General features: G+C 71.9%; 18 protein-coding genes. 17 read left to right on the top strand and 1 reads right to left on the bottom strand.

The genetic code is table 11. The features are described from left to right. Positions 1–113: 113 nt before the first annotated feature. Positions 114–2039 (top strand): ATP-dependent zinc metalloprotease FtsH, encoded by a 1926-nt coding sequence (ftsH, locus tag ACWGN5_RS06525; protein ID WP_453511732.1) that lies wholly within the window; start codon positions 114–116, stop codon positions 2037–2039. Positions 2040–2102: 63 nt separating this feature from the next. Here the strand turns inward: ftsH and ACWGN5_RS06520 are convergent, their stop codons facing one another. Then, positions 2103–2828: a methyltransferase domain-containing protein gene (locus tag ACWGN5_RS06520; protein ID WP_453511731.1), complete on the bottom strand. Its 726-nt coding sequence runs from the start codon at positions 2826–2828 to the stop codon at positions 2103–2105. A gap of 375 nt (positions 2829–3203) precedes the next feature. Between ACWGN5_RS06520 and ACWGN5_RS06515 the strand changes: the two genes are divergently transcribed. From ACWGN5_RS06515 to whiG, 16 genes are all read left to right on the top strand, one after another. Beyond that, on the top strand, positions 3204–3797 hold the full coding sequence (locus tag ACWGN5_RS06515) for a hypothetical protein (RefSeq protein WP_030690647.1): 594 nt from the start codon (positions 3204–3206) through the stop codon (positions 3795–3797). A 154-nt stretch (positions 3798–3951) separates the two neighbouring features. Further along, the gene (gene rpsP / locus ACWGN5_RS06510) at positions 3952–4395 is read left to right on the top strand and encodes a 30S ribosomal protein S16 (RefSeq protein ID WP_015036470.1); all 444 of its coding nucleotides are present in this window, start codon (positions 3952–3954) and stop codon (positions 4393–4395) included. Between the two features lie 2 nt (positions 4396–4397). Further along, entirely contained in the window at positions 4398–4637 is a 240-nt protein-coding gene (locus tag ACWGN5_RS06505) for an RNA-binding protein (RefSeq protein WP_020868149.1), read from the top strand. Positions 4638–4745: 108 nt separating this feature from the next. Further along, positions 4746–5321, top strand: a complete 576-nt coding sequence (rimM, locus tag ACWGN5_RS06500; RefSeq protein WP_453511729.1) for a ribosome maturation factor RimM — start codon at positions 4746–4748, stop codon at positions 5319–5321. Further along, the gene (gene trmD / locus ACWGN5_RS06495) at positions 5318–6139 is read left to right on the top strand and encodes a tRNA (guanosine(37)-N1)-methyltransferase TrmD (RefSeq protein ID WP_453511728.1); all 822 of its coding nucleotides are present in this window, start codon (positions 5318–5320) and stop codon (positions 6137–6139) included. Before rimM ends, trmD begins: the two co-directional genes overlap by 4 nt. Positions 6140–6266: 127 nt before the next feature. After that, positions 6267–6617 (top strand): 50S ribosomal protein L19, encoded by a 351-nt coding sequence (gene rplS, locus ACWGN5_RS06490; protein ID WP_015036473.1) that lies wholly within the window; start codon positions 6267–6269, stop codon positions 6615–6617. A gap of 69 nt (positions 6618–6686) precedes the next feature. Further along, complete coding sequence (gene lepB, locus ACWGN5_RS06485) at positions 6687–7520, top strand: signal peptidase I (RefSeq protein WP_453511727.1); 834 nt, start codon at positions 6687–6689, stop codon at positions 7518–7520. After that, positions 7513–8493: a signal peptidase I gene (gene lepB / locus ACWGN5_RS06480; protein ID WP_453511726.1), complete on the top strand. Its 981-nt coding sequence runs from the start codon at positions 7513–7515 to the stop codon at positions 8491–8493. Before lepB (ACWGN5_RS06485) ends, lepB (ACWGN5_RS06480) begins: the two co-directional genes overlap by 8 nt. Beyond that, a complete protein-coding gene (gene lepB / locus ACWGN5_RS06475; protein ID WP_453511853.1) occupies positions 8462–9397 on the top strand; it encodes a signal peptidase I in 936 nt (311 codons plus the stop codon). The genes lepB (ACWGN5_RS06480) and lepB (ACWGN5_RS06475) overlap by 32 nt, the downstream gene beginning before the upstream one ends. 74 nt (positions 9398–9471) lie before the next feature. Then, positions 9472–10239 carry a signal peptidase I gene (gene lepB / locus ACWGN5_RS06470; RefSeq protein WP_453511725.1) on the top strand — a complete coding sequence of 256 codons (768 nt, stop codon included), beginning with the start codon at positions 9472–9474 and terminating at the stop codon, positions 10237–10239. After that, a complete protein-coding gene (locus ACWGN5_RS06465; RefSeq protein ID WP_453511724.1) occupies positions 10236–10751 on the top strand; it encodes an NUDIX hydrolase in 516 nt (171 codons plus the stop codon). Before lepB (ACWGN5_RS06470) ends, ACWGN5_RS06465 begins: the two co-directional genes overlap by 4 nt. 55 nt (positions 10752–10806) lie before the next feature. Continuing rightward, complete coding sequence (locus ACWGN5_RS06460) at positions 10807–11115, top strand: DUF2469 domain-containing protein (RefSeq protein WP_351969997.1); 309 nt, start codon at positions 10807–10809, stop codon at positions 11113–11115. Between the two features lie 130 nt (positions 11116–11245). Continuing rightward, the gene (locus ACWGN5_RS06455) at positions 11246–11611 is read left to right on the top strand and encodes a YraN family protein (protein ID WP_116158618.1); all 366 of its coding nucleotides are present in this window, start codon (positions 11246–11248) and stop codon (positions 11609–11611) included. Further along, positions 11611–13224 carry a YifB family Mg chelatase-like AAA ATPase gene (locus ACWGN5_RS06450; protein WP_453511723.1) on the top strand — a complete coding sequence of 538 codons (1614 nt, stop codon included), beginning with the start codon at positions 11611–11613 and terminating at the stop codon, positions 13222–13224. The genes ACWGN5_RS06455 and ACWGN5_RS06450 overlap by 1 nt, the downstream gene beginning before the upstream one ends. Further along, positions 13221–14390, top strand: a complete 1170-nt coding sequence (gene dprA / locus ACWGN5_RS06445; protein ID WP_453511722.1) for a DNA-processing protein DprA — start codon at positions 13221–13223, stop codon at positions 14388–14390. Before ACWGN5_RS06450 ends, dprA begins: the two co-directional genes overlap by 4 nt. A 239-nt stretch (positions 14391–14629) precedes the next feature. Next, positions 14630–15466: an RNA polymerase sigma factor WhiG gene (whiG, locus tag ACWGN5_RS06440; protein WP_041131468.1), complete on the top strand. Its 837-nt coding sequence runs from the start codon at positions 14630–14632 to the stop codon at positions 15464–15466. The last annotated feature ends 45 nt before the right edge of the window (positions 15467–15511 follow it).

The following is a 15511-nucleotide window of genomic DNA, read 5'->3' as shown; positions in this document are numbered from 1 at the left end:
CCGGGGCGGTACGAAACCGCCCCGGGCCCCTTTTCACTCCTCCGCCCGGCCCGTAATGCCGGGAATGTTCCGCTCTTCGATACTGGGGCCACTGCCGCCCCGAGGAGAGCCACGTGGCCAACCCCGTACCCCCGCGCGAGCGGACCGACCAGCCCTGGCGCTCGGAAGGGGCCCCACCGCCCCCGTCGCCGAAGAAGCGGATGCCGGGCAGCTGGGGCAGCCTCATCCTCACCGCGCTCGTCGTCTACCTGATCGCCAACCTCGTGCTGTCGTTCTTCAACGAGGGCGACGGGCCGACGATCTCGTACACCGAGTTCGACAAGCAGGTCGCCGCCGGGAACGTCACCAAGATCTACTCCAAGGGCGACGCGATCCAGGGGCAGCTGAAGAACAAGCAGCCCGTCCCGGGCGGCGACGGCGACTACACCAAGTTCCAGACCCAGCGTCCGGCCTTCGCCGACGACGACCTGTGGGCACAGCTGACCAAGCAGAACGTGGTCGTCACGGCCGAGCCGGTCGTCAAGGAGCGCAGTTTCCTCGCCAACCTGCTGATCTCGCTGGCGCCGATGCTGCTGCTCGTCGTGCTGTGGGTGTTCATCGCCCGCCGGATGAGCGCCGGCATGGGCGGCGCGGGCGGCATGCTCGGCCGCAAGCAGCCGCCGAAGCCGGTCGAGCTGGAGGGCGGCAAGCGCACCACCTTCGAGGACGTCGCCGGCATCGACGAGGTCGAGGGCGAGCTCAACGACGTCGTCGACTTCCTGAAGAACCCGCAGGCCTACCGCGAGATGGGCGCCAAGATGCCCCGCGGTGTGCTCCTCGCGGGCCCGCCCGGCACCGGCAAGACCCTGCTCGCCCGGGCCGTCGCGGGCGAGGCGGGGGTGCCGTTCTTCTCGGCCTCCGCCTCCGAGTTCATCGAGATGATCGTGGGCGTCGGCGCCTCCCGGGTCCGCGAGCTGTTCGCCGAGGCCCGCAAGGTCGCCCCCGCGATCATCTTCATCGACGAGATCGACACCATCGGCCGGGCCCGCGGCGGCGGCTCCGGGATGGGCGGGCACGACGAGCGCGAGCAGACCCTCAACCAGATCCTCACCGAGATGGACGGCTTCACCGGCTCCGAGGGCGTCATCGTCCTCGCCGCCACCAACCGCGCCGACGTGCTCGACCCGGCCCTCACCCGGCCGGGCCGCTTCGACCGCATCGTCCACGTCAACCCGCCCGACCGGGGCGGCCGCGAGGCCATCCTGAAGATCCACACCCGGGAGATCCCGCTCGCCCACGACGTCGACCTGGAGCACGTGGCCCGGACCACCCCCGGCATGACCGGCGCCGAACTCGCCAACCTCGCCAACGAGGCCGCCCTCCTCGCCGTCAAGCGGCAGCAGCAGGCCGTCACCCAGTCGGATCTGTCGGACGCCCTGGAGAAGGTCCAGCTCGGCGCCGAACGGCCGCTCGTGATGCCCCTGGAGGAGCGGCGCAGGACCGCGTACCACGAGAGCGGCCACGCCCTGCTCGGCATGCTCCAGCCCGGCGCCGACCCGGTCCGCAAGATCACCATCGTGCCGCGCGGCCGGGCCCTCGGCGTCACCCTGTCGACCCCCGACGCCGACAAGTACGCCTACACCGAGGACTATCTGCGCGGCCGGATCATCGGCGCCCTCGGCGGGATGGCGGCCGAGCAGGTCGTCTTCGGCGTCATCACCACCGGCGCCGAGAGCGACCTCGAACAGGTCACCAACATCGCCCGGGGCATGGCCGGGCGCTGGGGCATGAGCGAGCGCGTCGGCCGCCTCACCGCCATCCCGAGCGACGCCCAGCAGGCCTACGGGCTCTCGGCCGCCCCCGCGACCCTCGACACCGTCGACGAGGAGATGCGGCGCATCGTCGACGAGTGCTACGAGAGCGCGGTACGGCAGCTCCGCGAGCACCGCGACCAGCTGGACGCCCTGGCCGAGGCCCTCCTCGCCAACGAGACGCTGGAGGAGGACGCGGCCTACCGGGCGGCGGGCATCCCGCGCCTGAGGAAGGAGCCGGAGTCCTGAGTCCCGCGCGGGCCGAGTCCTGACTCCCGCGCGGGCCACCGGGTGGCGGGCGTCCCGCGCGGGCTACCGCACCCGGGCGACCACGTACCGGAAGAGGTTCGGCATCCACACCGTCCCGTCCGGGCGGACGTACGGGGCGAGCGCCTCCTCGATCTCCTTCTCCACCTGCGCCGGCTCCGTCGCCCGGACCGCCTCGTCGAAGAGGCCCGTCGACAGCAGCCCGCGCACCGCGCTGGCCTCGTCCGCGTACCCGAAGGGGCAGGCCACCCGGCCCGAGCCGGCCGGCCGCAGCCCCGCCCCCGCCACCAGCGCGTCCAGGTCGGGACCCGGCGCGGGCCCGCGGTCCGCGAGCCGGGCGGCGACCCGCAGCACCGGCTCCGTGGCGCACCGCTCCGGCGGCCCCCACCCGGCGAGCACGACCGCCGCACCCGGTTGAGCCGAACGGGTGAGAGCCCGGAGCTCGGGGAGGATCCCGTCCGTCGCGTGGAAGGCCGTGATCACGTCGTACGGGAGGTCCTCCGGGGGCTCCTCGGTGACCGTGACGCCCTCCGGCAGCCGCTCCCTGGCCAGCTCCACGCGCGCGTGGTCCCGGTCCGCGCCGGCCACCCGCGCGCCGCGCGCGGCGGCCATCAGCAGGGCCAGGCCGGAGCCGCAGCCCAGGCCCAGCAGCCGGGAACCCGCGCCCACGCCCAGGCGGTCGTAGGCCGCCTCGTAGAGCGGGACCAGCATCCGTTCCTGGATCTCGGCCCAATCGCGCGCGGGGTGGTGCGGGACGAGCGTAGGTGTCATGGAAAAGCGCCCCAATCCGTGCTCGGACGACAGCCCCCCGTAGTTCAGGGAACTGCGCTTCCGCAGCCGCGTCCAGTGCTCGCGCCGGACCGATTCACCCGGGGGAGGGGCGGTGCGCCGCCTTGCGCTCGGACCCGGTAATGTCCTCGCAACAGTTCCCCGGGCCGCTCCAAACCCCGGGGGCGCGCGCACCGCGGCCACGCGCCGGGGCGTATGCGCCACTACGCACCGGCTTGACGATCTCTGCGTGACTTCTCCGCAGATCGGGCGCACTGGCCCGCGTCGGGAGACATCAAGGCAACTGACGGGTACGTGCAAAATATTTGGGATGCCCCGGAATGGAACCCGGGGGCACTCCGGCTCGTTGTACGCGACGTGAGCACGACACCCCCTGTTCTCGCCGCAGAGCTGGCACAGGCGTGGGCCGACATTCAGCGGCACCACCCCGAGCTGCCCGATCTTGCCGCGCCCGAGTCCCTGATCGGAGAGTCGTCGTCCGCCTGTGGCGCCGAGCTCTCCTTCGAGCGACTGCTCCACGAGGCAGTCCACGGCATCGCCGCCGCCCGAGGTGTCCGCGACACCTCCCGCGCCGGCCGCTACCACAACCGCAGATTCCTCGCGATCGCCGAGGAGATGGGCCTCGACCATCCCGAGGAGCCGCACGCCAGCAGCGGCTTCTCCCTGGTCACGCTCAACCCCGAGGCCAGGCGCCGGTACCGGCCCACCATCGAGCGGCTCCAGCGCGCCCTCAAGGCGCACACGGTCGCCACGGCCGCCGACACCAAGCGCTCCTTCCGCGGACCGGCCGCCCGGCACGGCTCCTCGGGTGGAGGCGTGCGCGTCAAGGCCGTCTGCGACTGCGGGCGCAACGTGCGCGTGGTGCCCTCCGTGCTCGCCCAGGCCCCGATCGTCTGCGGCGGCTGCGGCAAGCCCTTCCGCATCCCCGAGACAGTGGGCGCCGCCAACTGAGTCGGCGGCGTGTGGCACAATGGCTAGCTGTACTCGACAGTCGCACAGGACCCCTCTCTCCTCCGGCTGACGCGTCCATCGGGCATCCGAGTACCGCAACCCCACGTGGCATCTCAAGTGCCCAACCACGTCAAGACCAGGAGACACCACTCCAGTGGCAGTCAAGATCAAGCTCAAGCGCCTCGGCAAGATCCGCCAGCCGCACTACCGCATCGTCGTCGCCGACTCGCGCACCCGTCGTGACGGTCGCGCGATCGAGGAGATCGGCCTCTACCACCCGACGTACAACCCGTCGCGTATCGAGGTCGACTCCGAGCGTGCGCAGTACTGGCTGTCCGTCGGCGCCCAGCCGACCGAGCCGGTTCTCGCCATCCTGAAGCTCACCGGCGACTGGCAGAAGCACAAGGGTCTGCCGGCCCCCGAGAAGGCTCTGCTCGTCCCCGCCACGAAGGAGGCGAAGCGCGCCTCGTTCGACGAGTTCGCGAAGACCCTCGAGGGCGGCGACGACAAGGGTGAGGCCATCACCCCGAAGGCCAAGAAGGCCGACAAGAAGGCGGACGAGGCCGAGGCCGCGTCCACCGAGTCGACCGAGGCCTGATCATGCTCGAGGAGGCTCTCGAGCACCTCGTGAAGGGCATCGTCGACAACCCCGACGAGGTGCAGGTCGCCTCGCGCAACCTGCGCCGGGGGCGCGTGCTTGAGGTCCGGGTCCACCCCGACGACCTCGGCAAGGTGATCGGCCGCAACGGCCGCACCGCGCGTGCGCTGCGCACCGTCGTGGGTGCCATCGGCGGCCGGGGGATCCGCGTCGACCTCGTCGACGTGGACCAGGTCCGCTGAGCAGTCGGCAGCATAACTAGTTGTGCCGGCACGGGCCGGGGAGGGCTGAAGAGCCCACCCCGGCCCGTTGTCGTACGTACGAGCTGTGTGACAGGAGAGTGTGGAGCAGTGCAGTTGGTAGTCGCGCGGGTCGGCCGCGCCCACGGCATCAAGGGCGAGGTCACCGTCGAGGTGCGGACGGACGAGCCCGAGCTCAGGCTCGGCCCCGGTGCCGTGCTGCGCACCGACCCGGCCTCCGCCGGGCCGCTGACCATCGAGAGCGGCCGCGTGCACAGCGGCCGGCTGTTGCTGCGCTTCGAGGGCGTCCGCGACCGCACCGCCGCCGAGGCCCTGCGCAACATCCTCCTCATCGCCGAGGTCGACCCCACGGAGCTGCCCGAGGAGGAGGACGAGTACTACGACCACCAGCTGATCGACCTCGACGTCGTCCTCGTCGACGGCACCGAGATCGGCGTGATCACCGAGATCTCGCACCTGCCGTCCCAGGACCTCTTCATCGTCGAGCGCCCCGACGGCACCGAGCTGATGATCCCCTTCGTCGGGGAGATCGTCACCGAGATCGACCTGGAGGAGCAGCGGGCCGTGATCGACCCGCCGCCCGGTCTGATCGACGACCGCGCCGAGATCGTCTCCTCCCGGGACGACGGCGACGCCTCCGAGGGCGAGGGCGAGGAGACGGCATGAGGCTCGACGTCGTCACGATCTTCCCCGAGTACCTCGAACCGCTGAACGTCTCCCTCGTCGGCAAGGCACGCGCGCGCGGACAGCTGGACGTCCATGTGCACCACCTGCGCGACTGGACGTACGACCGGCACAACACGGTCGACGACACCCCCTACGGCGGCGGTCCCGGCATGGTCATGAAGACCGAGCCGTGGGGCGACGCGCTCGACCAGACGCTCGCCGACGGCTACGAGGCCGGCGCGCACGGCCCGGTCCTCGTCGTCCCGACCCCCAGCGGCCGCCCCTTCACCCAGGAGCTCGCCGTCGAGCTCTCCGAGCGGCCCTGGCTGATCTTCACACCGGCCCGCTACGAGGGCATCGACCGCCGCGTCATGGACGAGTACGCGACCCGGATGCCCGTCTACGAGGTCTCCATCGGCGACTACGTCCTCGCCGGCGGCGAAGCGGCCGTCCTCGTCGTCACCGAGGCCGTGGCCCGCCTGCTGCCCGGCGTCCTCGGCAACGCCGAGTCCCACCGGGACGACTCCTTCGCCCCCGGCGCCATGGCCAACCTCCTGGAGGGCCCCGTCTACACCAAGCCCCCCGAGTGGCGCGGCCGGGGCATCCCCGACGTCCTCCTCAGCGGGCACCACGGCAAGATCGCCCGCTGGCGGCGCGACGAGGCCTTCCGCCGTACGGTCGCCAACCGGCCCGACCTCATCGAGCGCTGCGACCCGTCCGCCTTCGACAAGAAGGACCGCGAGACCCTCTCCATGCTGGGGTGGGCACCCGAGCCCGGCGGCCGATTTTGGCGCAGGGTCGAGGGCGTGGAAGAATAGGCCGCTGTCGTCCGTCCGGCGCGCGCCCCTGCCACAGGGGGAACGACGCCGCCAGAAACGGACGACGCCCCGAATCATTCGAACGTACCGCTGATGACCTGTGGCATCAGCGAGGAAAGAGACCTCCATGGCCTCCCTGCTCGACCAGGTCAACGCGGGTTCGCTCCGCTCCGACCTCCCCGCCTTCCGCCCGGGCGACACCGTCAACGTGCACGTCCGCGTCATCGAGGGCAACCGCTCCCGTATCCAGCAGTTCAAGGGTGTCGTCATCCGCCGTCAGGGCTCGGGCGTCTCCGAGACCTTCACGGTCCGCAAGGTCTCGTTCTCCGTCGGCGTCGAGCGCACCTTCCCGGTGAACTCCCCGATCTTCGAGAAGATCGAGCTCGTCACCCGCGGTGACGTCCGTCGCGCCAAGCTCTACTACCTGCGCGAGCTGCGCGGCAAGGCCGCCAAGATCAAGGAGAAGCGCGACCGCTGAGCCTCGGCTCCCGGCACGCTCCCCGCTTCCGACTCCACGCACAGACAGGCCGGATAGGCTTGGCCGGCGATGGACACCGAAGCACAGCACACGGAGCGCGACCCCTCTTCCGACACGGATTCGTCCGGTACGGAGGAAGGGTCGCGCTCCGCGCGCGTTTCCGACGGCCCGGAGCGCGCGTCCGATGACTCCGGAAGCGCAACCGAGGACCCCGGCCGCGCCCCTTCCTGGTGGCGCACCGCCCTCGTGGGAGGCGCCTGCATGGCCTTCCTGCTGCTCCTGAGCCACTTCGTGATCCAGCCGTTCCTGATCCCCAGCGGCTCCATGGAGCCGACGCTCCAGGTCGGCGACCGAATCCTCGTGAACAAGCTGGCGTACCGTTTCGGCAGTGAGCCGGCCCGGGGCGACGTCGTCGTCTTCGACGGCACCGGTTCCTTCGTACGGGAACAGCCGGAGGGCAATCCGGTCACCGGGCTCCTGCACGACGGGGCGGCCGCCCTCGGGCTCGCCGAGCCCGACGAGACCGACTTCGTGAAGCGGGTCGTCGGCGTCGGCGGCGACCGGGTCGTCTGCTGCGACAAGGACGGCCGGATCACCGTCAACGGCGTCCCCGTCGAGGAGCGGTACGTGATGCTCGGCGACCGTCCCTCCAGTGTTCCCTTCGACATCGTCGTCCCGCAGGACAGGCTCTGGGTCATGGGCGACCACCGCAGCCAGTCCAGCGACTCCCGCGACCACCTGGGCAACCCCGGCGGCGGCATGGTCCCCGTCGACAAGGTCGTCGGCCGCGCCGACTGGATCGCCTGGCCGTTCGGCCGCTGGACCACCGTGCCCGGCACCGACGCCTTCGGAGCCGTACCGGCCCCGCCCGCCGGCGGACACGGAGCGGGAGCCCATGGGTAGCCGGGGCCGCGGCCGCTCCTCCACCGGGACCGAGCAGGGGCCCGCCGCCCTGCCCGGCCGGGCCGAGCGCCGCAGGCTGGCCCGCAAGGTCAAGCGACGCCGGCAGCGCTCCGCGATCCGGGAGATCCCGGTCCTGATCATCGTGGCCGTGTTCATCGCGCTCGTCCTCAAGACCTTCCTGGTCCAGGCGTTCGTCATCCCCTCCGGCTCCATGGAGCAGACGATCCGCATCGAGGACCGGGTCCTCGTCGACAAGCTCACGCCCTGGTTCGGCTCCCGCCCGCAGCGCGGCGACGTCGTCGTCTTCAAGGACCCCGGCAGCTGGCTCCAGCAGGAGGCCGAGCCGCCGGCCGACGACCCGATCGGCATCAAGCAGGCCAAGCAGGCCCTGACCTTCATCGGGCTGCTGCCCTCGGCCGACGAGCGGGACCTCATCAAACGGGTGATCGCCGTCGGCGGGGACACGGTCCGCTGCTGCGGCACGGACGGGCGGATCAGCGTCAACGGCGTACCGCTGGACGAGCCGTACCTGCACCCCGGGAATCCGCCGTCCAAGATCCCCTTCGAGGTGAAGGTCCCGCAGGGCCGCATCTTCGTCCTCGGCGACCACCGCTCCGACTCGGCCGACTCGCGCTTCCACCTCGACGAGGAGGGCCACGGCACCGTCTCCGAGGAGCAGGTCGTCGGGCGCGCGGTGGTGATCGCCTGGCCCTTCGGGCACTGGCGCGGCCTGGAGGAACGGGAGACCTTCTCCGCCGTGCCGGACGCACGTGCGAGTTCCGGGATCGCATCCGATCTGTCGCATAGTGTGTCCCAGCGGAATCTGAACGGATTGCCCGGGCTCCCGACCCCTGCGGAACTTCTGCTCGTTATGGGAGTGGTGGGCCTGTCCCTGACCCGGGGCAGGCGTTCGCACGGACTGAGGAGTGGATGTGGGGGATTTGGCCGTCGGCGCACGATCCGGACACGATGAGCCGGAGAAGAGGGCCGACGGGGCCTTCGGGGATGACACGACGGGTGGCGACGTGACGGGTGACGAGCAGGCGCAGCCGCCGGGCGGCGGAGCGCCGGGCGAAGGCGGCGACGAAGCGGCGGACGGGTCCGGCCGGGGCCCGAAGAAGCAGCGTTCCTTCTGGAAGGAACTGCCCCTCCTCGTCGGCATCGCGCTGGTGCTCGCCCTGCTGATCAAGACCTTCCTCGTGCAGGCGTTCTCGATCCCCTCGGAATCGATGATGAACACCCTCCAGAAGGGCGACCGCGTCCTCGTCGACAAGCTGACCCCCTGGTTCGGCTCGGAGCCCGAGCGCGGCGAGGTCGTCGTCTTCCACGACCCGGGCGGCTGGCTGGAGGGCCAGGTGGCGCCCAAGCCGAACGTCGTGCAGAAGTTCCTCAGCTTCATCGGCCTCATGCCGTCCGCCGAGGAGAAGGACCTCATCAAGCGCGTCATCGCGGTGGGCGGCGACACCGTCTCCTGCAAGGAGGGCGGCAAGGTCGTCCTCAACGGCGTGGCGCTCGACGAGAGCGCCTACCTCGCCCCCGGCGCGGTGCCCTGCCAGGACTCCTTCGGCCCGATCAAGGTCCCCAAGGACCGGATCTGGGTCATGGGCGACAACCGGCAGAACTCCCTGGACTCCCGCTTCCACCAGCAGCTCCCCGGCGGCGGCACCGTCTCCAACGACGAGGTCGTGGGCCGCGCCGTCGTGATCGCCTGGCCGGTCACCCGCTGGGCCACGCTCCCCGTGCCCGACGTCTTCGACCAGCCGGCCCTCAACAAGGCCCTCGGCGCCGCCCCCCTCGGAGCGGCCGGGCTCGCCGGAGCGCTCCCGCTCGTGCTGTGGCGCCGGAAGAAGCAGGCCGCACGGCATACCGCCGAGTAGCGACCCGCGGGTAGGGTGCCGTCCCGGACCGTCGACAGGGCTACGGTCCGCCGACAGACCTACGGGGTGCGCACATGAGCGGAACCATACGGACCAAGGGCGGCCGCGGCCGCCTCGGCAGCATGCTGTCGGGGCTGGCCGTGGCCGTCGGCTGTGTGCTCTTCCTCGGGGGCTTCGTCTGGGGAGCGGTGCTCTACCAGCCGTACACCGTCCCCACCGACTCCATGACCCCCACCCTCGACGTCGGGTCCAAGATCCTCGCCGAGCGGATCGACGGCGACGAGGTGCGGCGTGGTGACGTCGTCGTCTTCGTCGACCCGCTCTGGGGCTCCTCGCCCATGGTGAAGCGGGTCGCGGCCGTCGGCGGCGACACCGTCGCCTGCTGCGACCGGGACGGGCGGCTCACCGTCAACGGGAAGCCCGTCCACGAGCCGTACCTGCGGCCCGGACCCGGCGGCCGGACGGTCGCCTCGGGGCAGGACTTCTCGGTGACCGTCCCCCGGGACAACCTCTTCCTGCTCGGCGACGACCGGCACACCTCGCTCGACTCCCGTACGCACATGGAGGAGGCCGGACAGGGCTCCGTGCCCCGCTCCACCGTCGTCGGCAGGGTGGACGCCGTCGTCTGGCCCGCCAAGGGCCGTCTGGAGCCCGCCGAGGGCTTCGCGGGTCTCCCGGGCGGCATCTCGCGACCGGGCCCGTTCACGGAGCTCCTCACGGCGATCACGGCCGGCACCGTGCTGATCCTGCTCGGGGCCGCGTACGGTCCCGTGGCCGACCGCCTGGGCCGTCGCCGGTCCGGGGGGCCGAGGCCGGGCGCGAGGGAGAAGGTGGGGGCATGACGGAAACGGCTGCGGGAGCGGGGCCCGTCGCGCGGCAGGTCGCGCGGGTCGTGCTGCTCGATCCCGACGACCGCATCCTGCTCATGCACGGCTACGAGCCCGACGACCCGGACGAGACCTGGTGGTTCACCCCGGGCGGCGGCCTGGAGGGCGACGAGACCCGGGAGGAGGCGGCCCTGCGCGAACTCGCGGAGGAGACCGGCATCACCGAGGTCGAGCTCGGCCCGGTGCTCTGGAAGCGGTACTGCTCCTTCCCCTTCGACGGGCGCCGCTGGGACCAGGACGAGTGGTACTACCTGGCCCGCACCCGCCGGACCGAGGCCGCACCCCGGCCGCAGGCCCTCACGGAACTGGAGACCCGCAGCCTCGCGGGCCTGAGATGGTGGACCTCCGCCGAACTGTCGGCGGCGCGTGAGACGGTGTACCCGACCAGACTCGCCGAGCTGCTGCGCACGCTGCTCGACGAGGGACCTCCGAGTGCACCGCTGGTTCTCGCCCCGGAAATCGTTTAGGGACGCGTACGACTGGCGCACAATAGGGGGACGCACGGCTGAAGGGGAACATGCCATGAGCGCCGAGGACCTCGAGAAGTACGAGACCGAGATGGAGCTGAAGCTCTACCGGGAGTACCGCGACGTCGTCGGGTTGTTCAAATACGTGATCGAGACCGAGCGGCGCTTCTATCTCACGAACGACTACGAGATGCAGGTGCACTCGGTGCAGGGGGAGGTCTTCTTCGAGGTCGGCATGGCCGACGCCTGGGTCTGGGACATGTACCGGCCCGCCAGGTTCGTGAAGCAGGTCCGTGTGCTGACCTTCAAGGACGTGAACATCGAGGAGCTCAACAAGAGCGACCTCGAACTTCCCGGCAGCTGAGCCGCTCACGCGCCTCCCTGGCGGAAACCACCCTCAGGGGTGACGGGGTTCTCCACAGCCCCCCGGCCGTCCACAGCGCCGCACGCGGTCCACCGCACTCCGTCACAGTCGGTGACGGAGGTGGTACCGCATGAACAGGACCCAAGCCCTCGGACGGTACGGGGAGGAGCTGGCGACCCGCCGGCTCACCGCGACCGGCATGCACATCCTCGCCCGCAACTGGCGCTGCGGCCGGACCGGCGAGATCGACATCGTCGCCCGCGACGGCGACACCCTCGTCATCTGCGAGGTCAAGACCCGGCGCGACGGCGCCTACGAGCACCCGATGGCCGCCGTCACACCCCGCAAGGCCGAGCGGCTCCGCCGCCTCGCCGCCTGCTGGCTCGACCGCAACGACACACCGGCCCCCGCCGGCGGCGTCCGCATCGACCTCGTCGGCATCGTCCTGCCGCGCAAGGGCGCCCCCGTCCTCACCCACGCCCAGGGGGTGGCCTGATGGGATTCGCCCGCACCTGCTCCGTCGCCCTCGTCGGCGTCGAAGGCGTCGTCGTCGAGGTCCAGGCCGACCTCGAACCGGGCGTCGCCGCCTTCACGCTCGTCGGCCTCCCCGACAAGAGCCTCAGCGAGAGCCGTGACCGGGTCCGCGCCGCCGTCGTCAACTCCGGAGCCGAATGGCCCCAGAAGAAGCTGACCGTCGGCCTCAGCCCGGCATCCGTCCCCAAGGGCGGCTCTGGATTCGATCTGGCCGTCGCCGCGGCCGTCCTCGGCGCCGCCGAGCGGATCGATCCGCGGGCCATCGCCGACCTCGTCCTCATCGGCGAACTCGGCCTCGACGGGCGCGTCCGGCCCGTCCGCGGCGTCCTGCCCGCCGTTCTCGCCGCCGCCGACGCCGGATACAGCCAGGTCGTCGTCCCCGAACAGACCGCCGGCGAGGCCTCGCTCGTCCCGGGGGTCTCCGTCCTCGGAGTCCGCAGCCTCCGCCAGCTGATCGCCGTCCTCACCGACGAACCCGTCCCCGACGAGGAACCCGACGAGGAGGGCCGGCCCGACGCCATGCTCGCCGGACTGCTCATCCCCGGCGCCGGCCTCGGCACCGGACTCGCCGCCGAGCCCACCGAAGGACCCGACCTCGCCGACGTCGCCGGCCAGCACCGCGCCCGCCTCGCCCTGGAGATCGCCGCCGCCGGCAGCCACCACCTGCTGCTCTCCGGCCCGCCCGGCGCCGGAAAGACCATGCTGACCGAGCGCCTCCCCGGCATCCTGCCGCCCCTCACCCGACAGGAATCCCTGGAAGTCACCGCCGTCCACTCCGTCGCCGGCATCCTCCCGCCCGGCGAACCCCTCGTCCGCCGCGCGCCCTACTGCGCGCCCCACCACTCCGCCACCATGCAGTCCCTCGTCGGCGGCGGGAACGGCCTCCCCAGGCCCGGCGCCGTCTCCCTGGCCCATCGAGGAGTCCTCTTCCTGGACGAGGCCCCGGAGTTCTCCGGCAAGGTGCTCGACGCCCTCCGCCAGCCCCTCGAATCCGGGCACGTCGTCATCGCCCGCGCGGCCGGCGTCGTCCGCCTCCCCGCCCGCTTCCTCCTCGCCCTCGCCGCCAACCCCTGCCCCTGCGGCCGCCACACCCTCTACGGCGCCGGCTGCGAATGCCCCGCCTCCGTCATCCGCCGCTACCAGGCACGACTCTCCGGACCCCTGCTCGACCGCGTCGACCTCCGCGTCGAAGTCGAACCCGTCACCCGCGAGGACCTCCTCGGACGGGGCGGCCGCGGCGAGACCACCGCCACCGTCGCCGCCCGCGTCCACGAAGCCCGGGCCAGGGCCGCCGCGCGCCTCGCCGACACCCCCTGGAGGGTGAACAGCGAGATCCCCGGCCACGAACTCCGCACCCGCTACCTCACCGCGCCCGGAGCCCTCGCCGCCGCCGAGCGCGACGTCGAACGCGGACTGCTCACCGCCCGCGGCCTCGACCGCGTCCTGCGCGTCGCCTGGACCGTCGCCGACCTGAACGGCCACGACCGGCCCGACAGCCAGGACATCGCCCTCGCCCTCGAACTGCGCACCGGCGTCGCCCGCGGCGTGCCCGTCGGAGCGGGGCAGCCCGCATGACCACCCCACCCGTCCCCACCGACGAGCACCTGGCCCGCGCGACCCTCAGCCGCGCCGTCGAACCCGGCGACGAGCACGCCGGCCGATGGCTCCGCCAGCACGGCGCCACCGGCTTCCTCGACCGCCTCCTCCACACCGGCGACGACCCCGACCCCTTCCCCGGCACCGGAGCCAAACGCCTCACCTCCTGGCGACAACGCGCCACCGCCGCCCGCCCCGCCCACGACCTCGACACCGTCCACGGACTCGGCGGCCGCTTCCTCGTCCCCGGCGACACCGAATGGCCACGTCAACTCGACGACCTCGGCGACGCCCGCCCCATCGGCCTCTGGGTCCGGGGCCCGGCCGACCTGCGCACCTGGGCCCTGCGCTCCGTCGCCCTCGTCGGCGCCCGCGCCTGCACCCCGTACGGCGCCCACACCGCCGCCGACCTCGCCGCGGGCCTCAGCCGACAGGGCTGGGTCGTCGTCTCCGGAGCCGCCTACGGCATCGACGGCGCCGCCCACCGGGGCGCCCTCGCCGCCGGCGGCGCCACCGTCGCCGTCCTCGCCTGCGGCGTCGACACCCCGTACCCCCGCGGCCACGACCGGCTCATCCGGCGCATCGCGGAACAAGGCCTCGTCGTCGGAGAACTGCCACCCGACAGCCACCCCACCCCCAGCCGCTTCATCCTCCGCAACCGCGTCATCGCCGCCCTCACCCGCGGAACCGTCGTCGTCGAGGCCCAGCACCGCAGCGGCTCCCTCGTCACCGCCCGCGCCGCCACCCGCCTCGGCCGTCACACCATGGGCGTCCCCGGCCCCGTCACCAGCGCACTCTCCGCAGGCGTCCACGAACTCCTGCGCGGCGACGCCACCCTCGTCACCGACGCCGACGAGATCGTCGAACTCGTCGGGGACATCGGACAGCTCGCCCCGGCGCGCCGGGGGCCCGTCCTGCCCCGCGACCTCCTCGCCCCCGCCACCGCGCACGTCCTCGAAGCCGTTCCCGCCCGAGGTCCCACGCCCACCACCGTCATCGCCCGCCGCGCGGGAACCACCCCCGACGACACCCTCGCCAAGCTGTACGAACTCCACTCGCTCGGCTTCCTCGAACGGCGCGGGGAGGGCTGGCAGTTGACGAACACCGCGACAGAAGCGTCGAACGCGCGGCGAGGCGGTACTTGACCTGGCGCATTCGAGTGAAAAGGTGAAGGCGATGAACAATCGAGTTCTCTCGGCCGCACCCGAGGGGCCGAGACGTGCCACGGCCCGGGTTCGAAGATGCGACCGACGGCGTCCACCCGGAGCGGCGCGATCCGCCGATGTTCGCTCACCGCGACAGCACACTCACGCTACGCTCACCAGGATTCCCTCCAGGACAACCGCACCGACACACCCGACAGCAGAACGGCTCAAGGCAACGCATGCCCCAGCACACCTCCGGGTCTGACCGCGCTGCGGTGCCCCCAGCAGCCCGGGGCACCGTGCGACCGCCCGCACCGACCTCACTCGACGAGCTGTGGCGCTCGTACAAGGACACCGGCGACGAGCGGCTGCGGGAGCAGCTGATCCTGCACTACTCGCCGCTCGTCAAATACGTCGCGGGACGGGTCAGCGTGGGGCTGCCGTCCAACGTGGAACAGGCCGACTTCGTCTCCTCCGGGGTCTTCGGGCTCATCGACGCCATCGAGAAGTTCGACGTCGAGCGGGCGATCAAGTTCGAGACGTACGCCATCACCCGAATCCGCGGCGCCATGATCGACGAACTCCGCGCCCTGGACTGGATCCCGCGCTCCGTCCGCCAGAAGGCCCGCAACGTCGAGCGGGCCTACGCCACCCTCGAAGCGCAGCTCCGGCGGACCCCCTCCGAGAGCGAGGTCGCCGCGGAGATGGAGATCACGCTGGAGGAACTGCACGCGGTTTTCAGCCAGTTGTCCCTGGCGAACGTGGTCGCCCTGGAGGAGCTGCTGCACGTCGGCGGCGAGGGCGGGGACCGGCTCTCCCTCATGGACACCCTGGAGGACACCGCCGCCGACAACCCCGTCGAGGTCGCCGAGGACCGCGAGCTGCGCCGGTTGCTCGCCCGTGCGATCAACACGCTCCCCGAGCGGGAGAAGACCGTCGTCACGCTCTACTACTACGAGGGCCTGACCCTCGCGGAGATCGGCCACGTCCTCGGCGTCACCGAGAGCCGCGTCAGCCAGATCCACACCAAGTCCGTCCTCCAGCTCCGCGCCAAGCTGGCCGACGTCGGCCGCTGACCCTTGCGGGCCGGTCGTACAGTGGAGCCGTGCCCAGGATTCGAG

This window comes from Streptomyces sp. NPDC055815 (genome assembly GCF_053616475.1).
The sequence above is the reverse complement of the archived record's forward strand: the minus strand, read 5'-3'. Positions and strand labels throughout refer to the sequence as shown.